General features: G+C 65.5%; 13 protein-coding genes and 1 pseudogene. 5 read left to right on the forward strand and 9 right to left on the reverse strand.

The window, feature by feature from the left end; genetic code table 11:
- Positions 1-52 precede the first annotated feature (52 nt).
- From RMO57_RS16920 to RMO57_RS16960, 9 genes are all read right to left on the reverse strand, one after another.
- A complete protein-coding gene (locus RMO57_RS16920; protein WP_310388595.1) occupies positions 53-2,110 on the reverse strand; it encodes a phage tail sheath family protein in 2,058 nt (685 codons plus the stop codon).
- Positions 2,111-2,129: 19 nt separating this feature from the next.
- Positions 2,130-3,014 carry a hypothetical protein gene (locus RMO57_RS16925; protein ID WP_310388597.1) on the reverse strand — a complete coding sequence of 295 codons (885 nt, stop codon included), beginning with the start codon at positions 3,012-3,014 and terminating at the stop codon, positions 2,130-2,132.
- On the reverse strand, positions 3,011-3,616 hold the full coding sequence (locus RMO57_RS16930) for a DUF4255 domain-containing protein (protein WP_310388598.1): 606 nt from the start codon (positions 3,614-3,616) through the stop codon (positions 3,011-3,013). The genes RMO57_RS16925 and RMO57_RS16930 overlap by 4 nt, the downstream gene beginning before the upstream one ends.
- Before the next feature lie 18 nt (positions 3,617-3,634).
- The gene (locus tag RMO57_RS16935) at positions 3,635-3,880 is read right to left on the reverse strand and encodes a hypothetical protein (protein ID WP_310388600.1); all 246 of its coding nucleotides are present in this window, start codon (positions 3,878-3,880) and stop codon (positions 3,635-3,637) included.
- A 241-nt stretch (positions 3,881-4,121) separates the two neighbouring features.
- On the reverse strand, positions 4,122-5,162 hold the full coding sequence (locus RMO57_RS16940) for a sigma-54 dependent transcriptional regulator (RefSeq protein ID WP_310388601.1): 1,041 nt from the start codon (positions 5,160-5,162) through the stop codon (positions 4,122-4,124).
- A 604-nt stretch (positions 5,163-5,766) separates the two neighbouring features.
- A complete protein-coding gene (gene glk / locus RMO57_RS16945; RefSeq protein WP_310388603.1) occupies positions 5,767-6,738 on the reverse strand; it encodes a glucokinase in 972 nt (323 codons plus the stop codon).
- Positions 6,739-6,779: 41 nt separating this feature from the next.
- Positions 6,780-8,024 carry an ABC transporter substrate-binding protein gene (locus tag RMO57_RS16950; protein WP_414896449.1) on the reverse strand — a complete coding sequence of 415 codons (1,245 nt, stop codon included), beginning with the start codon at positions 8,022-8,024 and terminating at the stop codon, positions 6,780-6,782.
- 95 nt (positions 8,025-8,119) lie between these two features.
- Positions 8,120-9,604, reverse strand: a complete 1,485-nt coding sequence (locus RMO57_RS16955) for a sensor histidine kinase (protein ID WP_310388606.1) — start codon at positions 9,602-9,604, stop codon at positions 8,120-8,122.
- Complete coding sequence (locus RMO57_RS16960) at positions 9,601-10,314, reverse strand: response regulator transcription factor (RefSeq protein ID WP_310388608.1); 714 nt, start codon at positions 10,312-10,314, stop codon at positions 9,601-9,603. Before RMO57_RS16960 ends, RMO57_RS16955 begins: the two co-directional genes overlap by 4 nt.
- Before the next feature lie 175 nt (positions 10,315-10,489).
- On the opposite strand from RMO57_RS16960, the gene RMO57_RS16965 reads away from it, so the two are divergent.
- The 5 genes and pseudogenes from RMO57_RS16965 to RMO57_RS16985 all read left to right on the forward strand — a co-directional run.
- A complete protein-coding gene (locus RMO57_RS16965) occupies positions 10,490-10,765 on the forward strand; it encodes a hypothetical protein (protein ID WP_310388610.1) in 276 nt (91 codons plus the stop codon).
- A gap of 3 nt (positions 10,766-10,768) precedes the next feature.
- The gene (locus tag RMO57_RS16970; protein ID WP_310388612.1) at positions 10,769-11,839 is read left to right on the forward strand and encodes a putative glycoside hydrolase; all 1,071 of its coding nucleotides are present in this window, start codon (positions 10,769-10,771) and stop codon (positions 11,837-11,839) included.
- Positions 11,836-13,206 carry a GH1 family beta-glucosidase gene (locus RMO57_RS16975; RefSeq protein WP_310388614.1) on the forward strand — a complete coding sequence of 457 codons (1,371 nt, stop codon included), beginning with the start codon at positions 11,836-11,838 and terminating at the stop codon, positions 13,204-13,206. Before RMO57_RS16970 ends, RMO57_RS16975 begins: the two co-directional genes overlap by 4 nt.
- Positions 13,203-14,459, forward strand: coding sequence for an ABC transporter substrate-binding protein (locus RMO57_RS16980; protein ID WP_414896448.1), 1,257 nt, complete (start codon positions 13,203-13,205; stop codon positions 14,457-14,459). The genes RMO57_RS16975 and RMO57_RS16980 overlap by 4 nt, the downstream gene beginning before the upstream one ends.
- Before the next feature lie 13 nt (positions 14,460-14,472).
- Positions 14,473-14,733 (forward strand): annotated as a pseudogene (locus RMO57_RS16985) (sugar ABC transporter permease); the annotation flags it as partial.

Raw genomic sequence — 14,733 nt, forward strand, 5'->3', positions numbered from 1 at the left:
GCCGTCCCCGCGGGGGACCGGCCAAGGTATTCGTTGGACGAGAGGCTTCATGTCAGGACTTCGCGTCGGCCGTCCATTGGCCGATTCTGAAAATCACGAACTCGGCGGGGTAGAGCGGTGCGACGCCGATCAGGCAGACCAGGCGGCCGTTGTCGAGGTCGTTCTGCGTCATCGTCGAGCGGTCGCAGCGCACGAAGAAGGCCTTCTCGGGCTTGTCGCCAAGCAAGGCGCCGTTCTGCCATTCGTTGAGCAAGAAGTCCGCGACCGAGCGGCGCAGATTGGCCCAGAGCTTCTCGCCGTTGGGCTCGAAGACGGCCCACTGCGTGCTCTTGTCAATCGAGTGCTCCAGGTAGGCGAAGTAGCGCCGCAAGTTGACGTACTTCCATTCCGGGTCGGAGCTGATCAGGCGCGCGCCCCACAGCCGCATGCCGCGGCCCTCGAAGAAGCGGAAGCAGTTGATGCCCTCGGGGTTGAGCACTTCTTGCTGGGCCTTGTTGAGCAGGGTCTCGAAGCCCAGCGCCAGCGAGACGACCTCGTTGGCCGGCGCCTTGTAGACGGCGCGCTGGACGTCGTTGCGGGCATAGATGCCGGCGACGAAGCCGCTGGGCGGCAGGTCGATCTCCTTGCCGCCGATCGGGTCGAGCACGGTCACCCACGGGTAGTAAAGCGCGGCGTACTTGGAGTCGAGCTTGGCGCGCATATTGCGCACCTCGGCGATGCTCTGGCCCCCGGCGCTGTCGAGCACCGCGATGCGGTAGCGCATGTACTCGGCATGCTGAATCAGCAGCAGCTGGATGGAGTCGGCGTCGCTCGCGTAGTTGGCGTAATCGGCGGTCGAGCCGGGGGCGGCGACGATGGAGATGTCCTCCAGGTCCTCGAACTGCTTCAGGCCCAGCGAGTAGTTGCGGTCGAGGAAGGCCTCGCCCTCGTAGTCCGCCGCGGTCGGGCGGGCGCCGTCGTTGCCGCCGTCGAGCAGAAAGTCGACCGAGATGCCTAGCCCCAACTTGTCGAGCACGCCAATGCGGCGTTTGGTTTCCTCGCTGGTCGGCGCCAGCAGCGCGACCGGGTCGTCGCCGAACAGGCCCAGCAACACGTCGCCGGCCGAGGCGATGTCGTCCCGGTCGCGGCCGATCACCAGCGGCAGCCGGATCGCATCGGAGGCCGATTTGGGCGTCGTGGCGAAGTAGTCGAAGGCCGAATCACGGCTGGTGCGGCTGGCGCCACTGCGGTGCTCCGGGTCCAGCGGCAGCCCAGCCCAGGTGCCCAGGTCGGTGCTGCCGTCGCGGCTCAGCAAGCTCACGCTCAGCGTCACGACGCGGATCGCGTCGCCCTGGGCTAGGGCAGGGGAGGGGAAGAGCTGGGCCAGCGTCAGCGGGCCGCCCGGGCTTTGCGTCGGCACGGCGTCGAAATTCCATTCGGCCGCGTCCTCGTCCCAGCTGGCTTGGTAGAAGCCGCCCAGCGAGGCGTCGTCGGGGCTCTGGCGGTCGGCCGACCAGACCAGGTCGCCGTGTTTCAACGAGCGCACGGTTGTTTTCTCGGCCTTGGTGATCGGGTCGACGCCGACGCTGAGGATGTTGCCGCCGCTGAGGATGTTGCCGCCGGCCTTCAGAGTGAAACGCACCCGCGCATTGCCGCCAACGCCGGGATGCCGTGCGCGCACGATCAGACCTGCGCCGAGCAGCTCGCGCACGCGGGCATGGCCGTCCTGGTAGTAGCTGACGCCGCCTTTCTCGACCACGGCCCCAGCGGCGGCCTCCTCGGTGTCGGGGTCGATCGGCGCGTAGCGCACCGGTGTCGCAGCACCTGCCTCGTCCATCGGCTTGAACACACGCGCGATGTAGAGCCGCTTGCCGCCGTTGCTGAAGAAGGCGCGCACGCCCTGCCACAGGTGGTTGGTCAGCGGGCTGTCGGTGTCGAAGACCAGCTCGTTGCCGTCGCCGTAGATCTCCTCGAACTCGCCGAGGCTGGTGATGATGTCCGGTGGCAGATGCACGGGGCCGGTCCGGGCGGCGCCGATGAAGCCGGTGGTGGTTGTGGATACCCCTTCGATCGACTTGGACCTGAACGAGGTTTCTTCCACGAACACGCCGGGTGCAAGGTATTCGGGCATGGAAGTTCTCCTTGGGCGACTAGGCAGCTAGGTAGACAAAGGGCGAGGATCCGCTGGCGCGGATCACCAGCGGCGAACCGGCAAGCAGCAGGGCCGGGGCGAGGGGCGTCGGGGGTGAGGCCGAAAGGTCTTGCAGCAGCGGCACCGGCGGCAGCGACTGCAGTGCGCACAGATCGGGCACCGTGGCCGCTGCGATCGCGGGCGACCAGAAGGCATTCAGGCGCACCGGCCATTCGCTCAGCGGCGCCGCGATGTGGGCCGGGGAGCCGCCCAGCGGCAGGTCCACCGGCGCCGGCAGCGCGCACAGCAGCAGCGCGCAGCCGCGCTGGTCGGCCAGGCCCTGGGCGAGTATGCGGCCATCGGCTTCGAGCCGCAGTTCGAGCCAGGCCCAGGCGGCGGGCTGGTCCGGGGCGGAGGCCAAGCGGAGTTCGACGCGCACACAGCCGACGCCGGCGGGCACGCTCCGGGCCGGTGCGCAGAACAGGGGCACATGGGGCTGCGCCGCGAGCGTCTCGCCGGCAGGCGACTGCGCCAGGCAGGCCGGTTCGAACAGGCCCTGCTGCGGCAGGTCGGCCGGCACTGTCATCGGCACGATCATCGGCAGGTAACGTCCGAGCTTGTCCTCGACCGTCAGCTCGTAGCGGCGTGTCGACGCTGGCGAAGCCATGCCGCCCGACGCATTGATGCCGCGCAGCCGGTGGCAGGCGAAGGCGCCGTAGGCGTTGGTGGACAGCTGCCGCGGCGCCTCGTTCGGCTGCTGCGGATCGCTGAGGCGAACCTTCAGCCCCGCGCTGACGATGCGGCCGTCGAAGCGGTCGCGGAACATGACGCCGAAGATAGGCGTCAGCACGTTCGTGTCGAAGCCCGGTCGCAGGTCCCGCAGACTCATTTCCCGCAGGCTCATGACGCCGGCTCCGCTTCGGTGCCGTAGCGCATCTCGCGCGTCGTCACCAGGCCAGCTTCGCCCATGGCCAAACCGGACTCCAGCATCACCATGCGGGCGACATACATCACCGAGGTCTGCCAGCGCGAGCGGTACTTGTCCCACAGGCCAAGGTAGTCGGCCAGGCCGGGCGGGTCCAGCGACAGTTCAACCGTCTCCAGCGGGCCGAAGACAGCCAGCTCGCGGCGCGTCAATGAGTGGTTCAGCTGGCTGGCGTCGAGCACCGCGTTGTCCTCGACGAAGCGCATCGCCCAGCCAAGCAGGCGCAGTTGCCGCTCGGCCTCGCCGGCCCAGGGCGTCAGCATGAAATGCAGGTCCAGTGGTAGCGACGGCCGGCGCAGGATGCCGTCGGGCCCGCGGCGCGGCTGCTGGTTGCGCGCCGCAGCGACGGTGACTCGCCACAGCATCAGCGAAAAGCCCTCGTTGACCAACTGGTTGCCGAAATCGTGCGTCTGGTAGAGCTGGAACGAGGGGTTGGATGTGAACTCGTCGCGCGGGCAGCGCTCCTCGATCAGGCGCAGCAGCGTCTTGGCGACGGCGGCGATGGCGAGGTGGCTGGCCATGGGTAGAGTGCTCTCGGCTCAGCCGCGCCGGCCGTAGGTGGGGTTCGTCGCCATCGGATCGGAGTTCTTCACCACACCCTCGCTTTCTAGTTTGGCCAAGGCCAGCTCGACCGTCAGCAAAGCCACTTCCCCTTGGCGCGGCGCGAGCCACCAGCGCTGGATCCCTACCGCTGTGTCGGCGGCCTTTGGGTACTCATCCAGGTAGCTGCGGATCCAGGCCGCGGTCTCACCCACGGTCGGGCCCAGGGGAGATGTGCTGTCCATCGCTTTGCCCCATGGCGCCATGCCATCCGCTTGGGGTGTCGCATCAAGCGTGCCAGGCCTTGCGGCGCATGAATGACTAGGAAATCAATGACTTGGCGTTGCTGAGGGCCCAGGGTGGGGCGGTTTGGCCGTAGTTGAGGTGAGGCGCAATGGCAGCAGGTGAGGCGGCTTGGCCTCACCTAGTTCGTGGGGGAGTTTGCTGATCGGAGCGCAAGCTTTGGACGGCGCCTGCTGCATCCGGCTACTGTGTCGACGGCGCGCGTTTCTCGTACTTGCGAACCAGCCGCCCGAAGCGGCTACGCTCCTTGCCCGCGAGGCGCGCGGCCTCGCTGACATTGCCCTGCGTGTGCTGCAGTAGCGCGTGCACGTAACTGCGCTCGAAATCGGCGATCACGCGGGCCTTGGCTTGCGCAAAGGGCGTCGTGCGGAAGTCGGTGGCTGTGGCCACGTCGGCGCAGGCATATGGGGAGAGATTGGCGGAAAGATTGGCGGGGGGATTCGGGGGCGGCGATGCCAGGCCCATCTCTACCGTCATGCGGCTGTCCAGCAGGAAACAGCGGTGCACCCGGTGTTCCAACTCGCGCACATTGCCCGGCCAAGTCTGATGCGGTGACAGCAACGCGTCGCGGCTGGCGGCGCTGAGCGTGCGGCCAGGCATCCGGTACTGCGCGCAGAACCGGCGCACAAAGGTCTCGGCCAGCAGCAGAGCGTCGCCAGGGCGGTCGCGCAGCGGCGGCAGGTGCACGGTCAGCAGGTCCAGACGGAACAGCAGGTCGGTGCGGAAGTGGCCGCTGTTGGCCAGCGCCGCCAGGTCGGCATTGCTGGCGGCGATCAGGCGTACGTCGGCCTGATGGAAGCGTGTAGCGCCGACCGGGCGGTAGCTGCGGTCCTGCACGAACCGCAGGATGGCCGCCTGCGCGCGGGCGGACAGCGAGTCGATCTCGTCCAGGAACAGCGTGCCGCCCTCGGCCAGCCCGGCCAAGCCGCGGCTTTCGCCCTTGGCATCGGTGAAGGCGCCGCGCGCATGGCCGAACAATTCGGCCTCAAACAGCGAGTCGGGCACCGCACCGCAGTTCAGTGGCACGAAGGGTCCGGCCTGGCGGGCGCTGCAGTAATGAACCGCCCGGGCCGCCAGCTCCTTGCCGGTACCGGTCTCGCCACGCAGCAGCACGGTGGCATCGACCGCCGCCCATTGTTGTAGTTGATCGAGCACCTGGCGGAACTGCGGTGATTCACCGATCAGGTTCAGCGCGCTCCAGTCTGGCGTGATGCGGTCGTCCACCGGGAACCCCGAAGCAGCAGAGCGTCAAATTGTAGGAGTCGTGGCGTGGCGGTGAATCCCTAATGTGGACGATGAAGCCGGCCTGCAACTGGCAATTGTGTCAGGCGATATTTCAGTTGGCCGTGTCCGCTGAGACCATGGCTTGGCACCCGGAAAGTTCCGCGTTGGCGTTGGCGTGGCGTTGGCGTGGCGTGGCGTGGCGGTAGCGTACGGATACCCCACTGATTACTGGGCGCATGCCGTCAGTCGATGATCCTGTCAGTCGCGGACGGCTGCAGTGCCTCTTGGACCGGCCCGGCGTTTGTTGCTTGAGAGATCGAAGGCCAGCAGACGCTGCATCATTGAATTAGAGATCGGCACATTGTTGGCACTGAAGACGAGGGGACGAGCTGCTCCTATGGGTCGACAGCGCCTATTCGCCGGATCGAGTTGCAGACATTTGGTCGCGATTGACCGGGGCCGTCTAGCCAAAATCTGACTGTCTTTGTTTATCGCATCACGGCAGCGCCGCAGGTGCCAAGGTTTATCGGCTTGGGCGGCACTCACTTTGCGTAGCGAAGTTAGTGACGCCACAGGCCTCAAAGCGCAAGCCCAATCCGTGACGTCAAAGCGCCCGCGCAACCCCGCGCAGCGCCGGTGATTCCTGAGTTTGGATCAGGTAAACGGGGATCGTCTGCAGGTAGTCACTGAAGCGCCCTTTGCCCACAAAGCGGGACTGAAAAGCCGAGCGAGCCAGGCGGTCGGCAAGCCGCGGCAATATGCCGCCGCCCAAATAGAGCCCGCCTCGCGCGCCCAGGGTCAGTGCCAAATTGCCGGCCATCGCGCCCAAGAAGGCAAAGAAGAGTTGCAGGGTTTCGTCGGCGCGGGCATCGCTGTGGTCCAGCGCCGCCGCGCTGATCTGGGCGGCGCTCAAATCAATCGGTATGGGCGCGCCGTCCAGGCTGCACAAGGCTTCATAGACCCAGACCAGCCCTTGGCCCGACACCGCCCGCTCGGCCGAGGCATGGCCGAAGCGCGCCTGCAGGCACTGCAGCACCGCCCATTCACGCGGCGTGCTGGCGCACAGCGTGGCGTGGCCGCCTTCGCTGTCCAGCGCCTGATACCTGAGGTCGGCGCCGCTGCCGCTAGGGATCAGGCCCGACACCCCCAGGCCGGTGCCCGGGCCAATCAGCGCCATGGCCGCGCTCGGCAGCGGCACGCCGCCGCAAATCAGCCGCTTCTCGTCGACGCCCAAGTCGGGCAGGGCGAGCGCCAGCGCGGTGAAATCATTCATCACCACCAGCCGCCGCAGGCTCAGCTGCTGGCGCATCTGTTCGATGGAAAAAGACCAATGGTGATTGGTCATGCTGACCCGGTCGCCCGACACCGGGTTGGCAATGCCGATGGCGGCTTGGCCAGGTCGGCCCCGGCCGAGCTCAAGCAGGTACGCTGCTATCGCCAATTGAAGGCTGGCGAACTCAGCGCAGGGGTAGGTGCAAACCGCTTCGATCGGCGCTCCGGCCTCGCTTTGCCAGGCAAAGCGGGCATTGGTGCCGCCGATATCGGCCAACAGGATGGCGTTTGAATTTGGGCTCATGCGAGACGATGTTCCTGCTCTGAATCAAAAATATGGGCGCTTCACGGGCGAGTCTTGGCCGCGCCGACGATCCTCTTCATCGCCTCGGCCGGTGTCATCTTGTCGCTGTTCCAGAACTGGCTGACCGCTTCCTTGATCGCACCTTCAACGGCCGAGCTGACCGCCATGCCGTTGGCCACCGAGGGCAGCAGGGCGGCCGACTTGGCGGCGGCGGTGAAGTCCAGCGCCGAGGCCTTGGCGCAGTCATCGAACTTGTCCATCTTCATCCCCATGCGCACCGGGATGCTGCCCTTGTTGAGATTGAATACCTGCTGGAACTCGGGCGACATGACGGCGCTGGCCAGGTCTTTTTGCGCCGCCTGGTTGGCCGGGTTCTTCAGCTTGAACATCGCGAAGGAATCGACCACATAGATGAAGGCCTTGGCCGTGCCGGGCGCGGGCGTGCAAATAAAGCCCTTGCCGGGCAGGCTGCCGGCGGCCAGAAACTCGCCCTTGGCCCAGTCGCCCATGAACTGCATGCCGGCCTCGCCCTTGATCACCATGGCGGTGGCCAGATTCCAGTCGCGGCCGGGCGCACCGCGGTCGGTATAGGGCTTGATGCGCTTGAAGGTGCCCAAGACCTTTTCCATCGTGACGCCACCCAATTCGGCCGGATCCAGCTGCACCAAGGCCTTGCGGTAGAACTCCGCGCCGCCGACGCCCAATGCGACGGTTTCGAACAGGGTCAGGTCTTGCCAGGACTGGCCGCCGTGGGCCACGGCGATCACGCCGGCCTCTTTCAGCGTCTCGGCCGCGTCGAAGAATTCGTCCCAATTGCTCGGAGGCTTGGCGCCGGTGCGAGCGAACACCGCCGGGTTCAGCCACAGCCAGTTGACGCGATGCACATTGACCGGCACGGCGATGTAGTCGCCCTTGTACTTCATCTGTTCGCTGACCACCTTGGGCAAGAGCGCGTCCCAATGCTCGGCCTTGGCCACATCATTGATGCTGGTCAGCACGCCCTCGCTGGCCCAGGCCTGCAGCGACGGACCCTTGATCTGCGCGGCGGCCGGCGCATTGCCCGACACCACGCGCGACTTCAGCACGGTGATGGCGGAGTCGCCGCCGCTTCCGGCCACGGCAAAGTCCTTCCAGGTATGGCCCTTGGCCTGCATGCTGGCCTTCAAGGACTGCGCCGCCCGCGCCTCGCCGCCGCTGGTCCACCAGTGCAAGACCTCGATCTCGCCGGCCCGTGCCGACGCTGCCAGCACTTGCAGGCAGACCAAAACGAACGTCGTCAGCTGAATCTTCTTCACCGCTTGTGTCTCCCTCTTTGTGCTTGGCGTTGCAACCCTGTCGGCCCGGATAATTATTAACGGAATATTAACAAAATGCGTTGGTGCTATCCCGGGTCGACCGCCGGCAGCTCAACCCTGGCTAAAGCACCCTGCGGCAGCACCGGCAGCAGGCGCACGCGGCCCGCATGGCGTTCGACGATTTCGCGCACGATCGCCAAGCCCAGGCCGCAGCCGGTGCCGTCATGGGTGGCGCGCACAAAGCGCTCGAACACATGTTCCAGCTCGCTGGCCGGCAGGCCGGGCCCGTTGTCCTCGACCTCCAGCACGATCTGCGCGGTTTGTGTCGTTTGGGCATACACGCGCACGGTCACGTTGGCGCCTTGGCCGGCATAGCGAATCGCGTTGTCGATCAAATTGATCAACGCCTCGCGCAGCAAGGACTCGAAGCCGCGCACCGGCGAGCTGACCGCCTGATCGGGTGCCTCAAAACCCAGGTCCACGCCGGCCGCCAGCGCGCGCGGCACCATCTCGGTGGTGATTTCACGCGCCATCTGCGACAGATCAAAGCGTTGGCGAGCCTGCTGGCTGGCGGATTCCGGCTCGGCACGGGCCAGGCTGAGCAGTTGATTGACCAGATGGGCGCTGCGCGTGGCGCTGCTGTGTACCAGCTGAAGCCGCGCTTGCAGGGCCGGGTCCTGGGCGTCGAGCAGGGCCAGTTCGGTCTGGCTTTTCAGTCCCGCCAGCGGCGTGCGGAGCTGATGCGCGGCGTCGCTGATGAAGCGCTTTTGCGCCACCACATTGTGATTGACTTCGACCAGCAGGCTGTTCATGGCCAGCGCCAGCGAGCGCACCTCGGGCGGCGCGGCGTCGATCTGGATCGGGGTCAAATCGTTGGCCGCGCGCCCTTCGACCTGGCGCTGCAGCAGAGCCAGCGGCTTCAGCCCGGTGCGCACGCCGGCCCAGACAATCATCGTCATCAAGGCCATCAGGGCCGACAGCGGCAGCACCGTGTCGAGCAGGATCTGGCCCGCCAACGCCTCCCGGTTGGTGCTGGAGCGCGCCACTTGCACCAGCATGCTTTGGCCGGGCGAATCGGTCGTGCCATAACGCAATAACAAAGCGGCGACGCGCAGCCGCACGGCTGGGGCTTGGCCAGCAGATTTTTTGCCCGTGGCGCCGGCCTCCAAATCCGCGTCGCTCGCCGCCTCGACGGCCGCCAGCGTGCCGTCATAAAAATAGGGCTCGCCGTAAACCGGCTTGGCGCCTTGCGGCAGCGCCGGCAGGTTGCGGTTGCCGAGAATGAACTGGCCCGGCGGCATGCTGACGGTGTAGAGCACACGGTCACTCGGGTCGGCCTCCAGGATGTCCTGTGCGGCACGCGGAAAATCGATGAACAGCCCGTTGTCCAGCGGCTTGACCTGGCGGGCCAGCGTGCGCGAGGTTTGCGACAAACTCGCATCGATCGCCGCATTGGTGTAATGCTCGGCCAGCTTGTAAGTGAACAGCGCCGCCGCCAGCCAGAGCACCACTTGCGGCAGCAGCAGCCAAATGAACAGCTGTCGGTGCAGCGACGGCGCCGCCTTGCTCATGTCGACGGGGAGCCGGCAGTCGAGCCGCCGGTGGCTTCGGCCTCCAGCAAGTAACCCAAACCCCGCACGGTGCGAATCTGCAGGCCGGTAGCTTCGAGTTTGCGGCGCAGGCGGTGGATATAGACCTCAACCGAATTGCCACCGCTGCCTTCGCCACGGTTCTCGCCGCGGTCCTGCGCCCAGGCCGCCATGATCTGCTCCTTGGTGACGACCCGGTCACGCTCCATCAGCAGCAGGTCCAGCAATAACCATTCGCGCGGGCTCAAGTCGAGCGACTCGCCGAGCACGCTGGCGCGCCGAGCAGCGCGGTCAAAGTTCAGCTTGCCCAAGGCCTGCCCGGTGGTGAGCGGGCGCCCGCGCCGCAGCAGCGCGTGCAGCCGAGCTTCCAGCTCCGGGAAGTCAAAGGGCTTGGTCAGGTAGTCGTCGGCGCCGGCGTTGAGGCCGGCGACGCGGTCATCCAGGCTGTCCAGCGCGGTCAGCACCAAGACCGGCAAATGGCGCTTGGCGGCGCGCAGACGCTTCAATACCGTCAGCCCGTCCACCATCGGCAGGCCCAGGTCGAGGATGGCAATGTCAAACGGCGTCTTGAGCAGCAAATACTCGGCCACCGCGCCGTTGGGCGCGTGCTCGACCTCGAAACCGGCCCGCCGCAGTTGCGTATTCAGGGCGTCGGCCAGGATGGCATCGTCTTCGGCAAGCAATAGATTCATGGCGGGTTAACGGTTGTTGGCCTAAAACACGAACTTAAGGGTTAGTACCAAATTAACAAAACATTAACATGATTAAAAATGCGTGCAAGCTTTAGCGTTTTATGACGGGCAGTGTAATGTCCGATCGCTGTCGCCGATGCTTTTGCACCAGGACCCTCATGGGAGACATCCCCACATGAATAAATTGAATTCAGCCTGCGATGCACGGCAAAGCACGGTGCGCCGCCGCGGCTTGGCCATGCAGATCAGCCCGGTTGCAGCGGCTTGCGCCCTGCTCTTGGTTACGGCCCAGGCTGCGCAGGCGCAAGTGGCGTCGGCGTCGGCGTCGGCGCCGGCTGCCAGCCAGCCCGGCGCCGCCGAGCAGCTGGACAGTGTTGATCTGAAGACCCAATGTCTTGTAAGTATTTGTCCATGCGCGAACTTAGGGACGCTCTGCACCCACTCGCGCTGAGTTATGCAGAGCATCCTTAGCCGAGGCGTTGTGGGTCGAATCTCGACCCTCGGCCTGTTGCGGATGGGCGCGCCAGCCCAGGCCGCGCCGGCCTCGCCGGACAACGGTGACTGGCCCCGCATACCCAGCGCGATTGCCGCTGACGCCGACATGATCAAGGTTCAGGCCCGAGGCTATTCCGCAACGCTGGCCGCCGGGGCGCAAACGGTGATGGCCGCCCGCCACAGCTGGCACGATGTCAAGAGCGGCGTCGACTACGGCAAGATGCATGGCAGCCACAAGCTCCTGACCGGGGTGCTGAAGCACAAGATCGGCTTTGACGGCTTCGTCGTGTCGGACTGGAACGGCATCGGCCAAGTGCCCGGCTGCAGCGATGCGCGCTGCGCGCAGGCCATCAATGCCGGCATCGACATGGTGAGGGTGCCCGAAGACTGGCGCGCTTTCATCGCCAACACCAGGCTCCAAGTCGAGCGCGGCGACATCCCGCTGGCACGCATCGATGACGCCGTCACGCGCATCTTGCGCGTCAAGCTGGGCGCCGGACTGTTCCTGAACAATGCCTGGACGAGCCGGGGCTTGGGCGCCGACTTGAATGCCGTGCTTGAGGTGCCCAGCGAGCAACCGGCGGTGCGCGTCTCCAGCGTGCAGATCAATACCCAGCAAGATGCCAAACGGCTGGTTTGGACGGGGCCGGCCAAGCTGCATATCTGGTCGGCGCAAAAAGCTAACCTGCTGGCCTACCGGGACGCGGCCTTGGTGTTCGACCTGGTGCAGGAGCGCGCCGCTGAAGCGCCCGTCAGTCTGACGATGGCATGCGGCAGCGGCTGCGCGGGCACGTTGAACTTGAACCATGTCCTGGCCGTCTTGCCTTTGGCCAAGCGCCAGACGCTCACAATCCCCTTGGCCTGCTTTGCCGCTCAAGGCGTCGATCTGAGCCGCGTCGACGTGCCGTTCAGCCTGGCCGCCGACGCCCCGTTCACCGCCGCCTTTGCCAATATTCGCGTCGTCGCCGGCGCCGCGCGCGCGGCCGATGCCATCGCCTGCAAACAATTCACTGCTGTTGCCCAACCATGAAACATAACGACCATTCACCCCTGATTCAGCGCAGCGATTTCCCGGCCGATTTCCGCTGGGGCTGCTCCACCTCGTCTTACCAGATCGAAGGTGCGATCAATGAAGACGGCCGCGGCGAGTCGATCTGGGACCGCTTTTGCAGCCAGCCCGGCCGCATTCGTGACGCCAGCAGCGGCGCGGTCGCTTGCGACCATTACCACCGCTGGCCCGAGGATTTGGATCTGGCGCGCTCGCTGGGCGTCAATGCCTACCGCTTCTCGATCGCCTGGCCGCGCATCCTGCCGCAAGGCCGCGGCGCGTTGAACGAGCAGGGCCTGGACTTCTATTCGCGCCTGGTGGACGGCATGCTGGAGCGCGGCCTGCAGCCCTGGGCCACGCTCTACCACTGGGATCTGCCCCAGGTCTTGCAGGAGCAGGGCGGTTGGGCCAACCGCGCCACCGTCGACGCTTTTCTGGAGTACACCGAGGCGGTGACGCGCCGCTTGGGCGACCGGGTCAAGCATTGGATCACCCACAACGAGCCGTTTTGCACCGCTTTTCTGGGTAACCATGAGGGCAACCATGCGCCCGGCCTGACCGACCACAAGACCGCCTTGCTGGTCTGCCATCATCTGCTGCTCTCGCATGGCCGCGCGGTGCCGCTGATTCGCCGTCAGGTTGCCGATGCCAAGGTCGGCATCACCCTGAGCCTGCATCCGATCTCGCCCGCCAGCGATAGCACGGAAGATGCCGCCGCAGCCTTGCGCCATGACGGCCTGCGCAACCGCTGGTTTCTCGACCCCTTGCAGGGCCGCGGCTACCCGGCCGATATCCTTGCCTTGCTCGGTGACGATGCGCCGGTGCTTTTGAGTAGCGACCTGCATGACATCGCCACGCCTACCGATTTCCTCGGCGTCAATTACTACTTCCCTGAGCGGGTTGAGAACGCCCCGGGCCTGGGCCCGATTGCCACCCGTGTGGTGGAGACCCCGGAGGTGGAGCGCACCGCCTTTGGCTGGGAAGTTGACCCCGAAGGCATGGTGACCCTGCTGACCCGCATCCAGGCTGACTACGCACCGGCCTGCGTCTATCTGACCGAAAACGGCTCGACCTATGACGATGAATTGCTGCCCGACGGCAGCATCAACGACGAGCAGCGCCGCAGCTATCTGGAGCGCCACCTGGCCGCCACGGCCCGCGCGATCGCGGCGGGGGTGCCGGTCAAGGGCTATTTCGCCTGGAGCCTGTTGGATAACTTTGAATGGGCCGAGGGCTATGTGCGACGCTTCGGTCTCAGCTATGTCGACTTCCAGACGCAGCAACGTACCCTCAAGGCCAGCGGCCATTGGTACGCGAATTTCTTGCAAGCCGGAGAGATAGAAAAATGAACATCAGCAGACAAGTTTTTGGCATGACTGTGCTTGCCCTGGCGACGGCCACAGCCGGCGCGCAGCCTAGCCCCAAGCCCGCCGCTGCGCCGCTGAAGGCCGAGGTGATCCATTGGTGGACCTCGGGCGGCGAGTCGGCGGCCGTCAAGGCCATGGCCGATGCCTACCGCGCCGCCGGCGGCGTCTGGGTGGACACGGCGGTGGCCCTGGGCGAGCAGGCTCGCTCGGTGGCAATCAACCGCATCGTCGGCGGCAACCCGCCGACCGCCGCGCAGTTCAATACCTCCAAGCAGTTTCTTGATGTGGTCGAACAGGGTCTGCTGAACAATGTCGACGAGGCGGCGGCGCAGGGCGGCTGGGACAAGGTCTTGCCCGAGACCGTGCTGAATGTGATCAAGGTCAAGGGGCATTTCTACGCCGCGCCCATCAATATCCATATGCCGGCCTGGATCTGGACCTCCAAGGCAGCCTTCAAAAAAGCCGGCATCGCGAATGAACCCAAGAGCATGGACGAGCTCTTTGCCGCGCTCGACAAGCTCAAGGCGGCCGGTCTGATAGCCCTGGCCCATGGCGGCCAACCCTGGCAAGACAACACCGTCTTCGCCGCCGTGCTCAGCAATGTCGGCGGGCGTGAGCTGTATTTGAAGGTGATGCGTGACCGCGACGCCAAGGCGATCAATTCGGCCGAGTTCAAACACGTCTTGCTGAGCTTCAAGCGCCTGCAAAGCTATGTCGACAAGGGCTCGCCGGGCCGTAACTGGAACGATGCCACCGCCTTGCTGATCAACGGCCGGGCCGGCGTGCAGTTCATGGGTGACTGGGCCAAGGGCGAGTTTGCGCTGGCCAAGCAAGTGGCCGGGCGCGACTATGGCTGCATCGCCGGCTTCGGGCCCAACTCGCCCTACATCATTCAGGGCGATGTGTTGGTTTTCCCCAAGACCACGCAGCCGGACGCCGTCAAGGCGCAAAAGCTCTTGGCCAGTGTCGCCACGTCACCGGCGACCCAAATCGCCTTCAGCATCAAGAAGGGCTCGATCCCCGCGCGCAGCGATATCGATGCCAGCCAGCTGGATATCTGCGGCCAACAAGGCGTGGCCATCATGAAGGACAAGACCCGCCAGCTGGGCAATGGCGAGGTCTACCTGACGCCGGATCAGAACGGGGCCATGCAGGACATTCTGACCGCCTACTGGAACCGCAGCATGCCGGTCGAGAAGGTGCAAAAAGACCTAGCGGCAGCCTTGAACAATTGATGTCGCCCAGGCCATGAAAAAGAAGCTTTCCATTTTTCGCCGCGTCACGCCCTGGGCCGCTTTGCTGCCGATGGCGCTGACCGTCTTGCTGGGCTATCTGGGCACGGTGCTGTGGTCGCTGCGGGTGTCGCTGAGCAGTGCGCGCACCTTCCCCAAGGACGACTTCGTTGGCCTGGCCCAGTACGAGCGCCTGTTCGGCAATGAGCGCTGGTTGCTGTCGCTGAACAACCTGGCCATTTACGGCCTGCTCTTCATCGTCGCTTGCATGGTGATC

The organism is Roseateles sp. (genome assembly GCF_031397715.1).
GTDB lineage: Bacteria > Pseudomonadota > Gammaproteobacteria > Burkholderiales > Burkholderiaceae_C > Paucibacter_A.

Coding starts and splice junctions, on each gene's coding strand:
- RMO57_RS16960 (WP_310388608.1), bottom strand. CDS start 10,314: ATGAATCTATTGCTTGCCGAAGACGATGCCATCCTGGCCGACGCCCTG.
- RMO57_RS16955 (WP_310388606.1), bottom strand. CDS start 9,604: ATGAGCAAGGCGGCGCCGTCGCTGCACCGACAGCTGTTCATTTGGCTG.
- RMO57_RS16930 (WP_310388598.1), bottom strand. CDS start 3,616: ATGGCCAGCCACCTCGCCATCGCCGCCGTCGCCAAGACGCTGCTGCGC.
- RMO57_RS16975 (WP_310388614.1), top strand. CDS start 11,836: ATGAAACATAACGACCATTCACCCCTGATTCAGCGCAGCGATTTCCCG.
- RMO57_RS16965 (WP_310388610.1), top strand. CDS start 10,490: ATGAATAAATTGAATTCAGCCTGCGATGCACGGCAAAGCACGGTGCGC.
- RMO57_RS16925 (WP_310388597.1), bottom strand. CDS start 3,014: ATGAGCCTGCGGGAAATGAGTCTGCGGGACCTGCGACCGGGCTTCGAC.
- RMO57_RS16980 (WP_414896448.1), top strand. CDS start 13,203: ATGAACATCAGCAGACAAGTTTTTGGCATGACTGTGCTTGCCCTGGCG.
- glk (WP_310388603.1), bottom strand. CDS start 6,738: ATGAGCCCAAATTCAAACGCCATCCTGTTGGCCGATATCGGCGGCACC.
- RMO57_RS16920 (WP_310388595.1), bottom strand. CDS start 2,110: ATGCCCGAATACCTTGCACCCGGCGTGTTCGTGGAAGAAACCTCGTTC.
- RMO57_RS16970 (WP_310388612.1), top strand. CDS start 10,769: ATGCAGAGCATCCTTAGCCGAGGCGTTGTGGGTCGAATCTCGACCCTC.
- RMO57_RS16935 (WP_310388600.1), bottom strand. CDS start 3,880: ATGGACAGCACATCTCCCCTGGGCCCGACCGTGGGTGAGACCGCGGCC.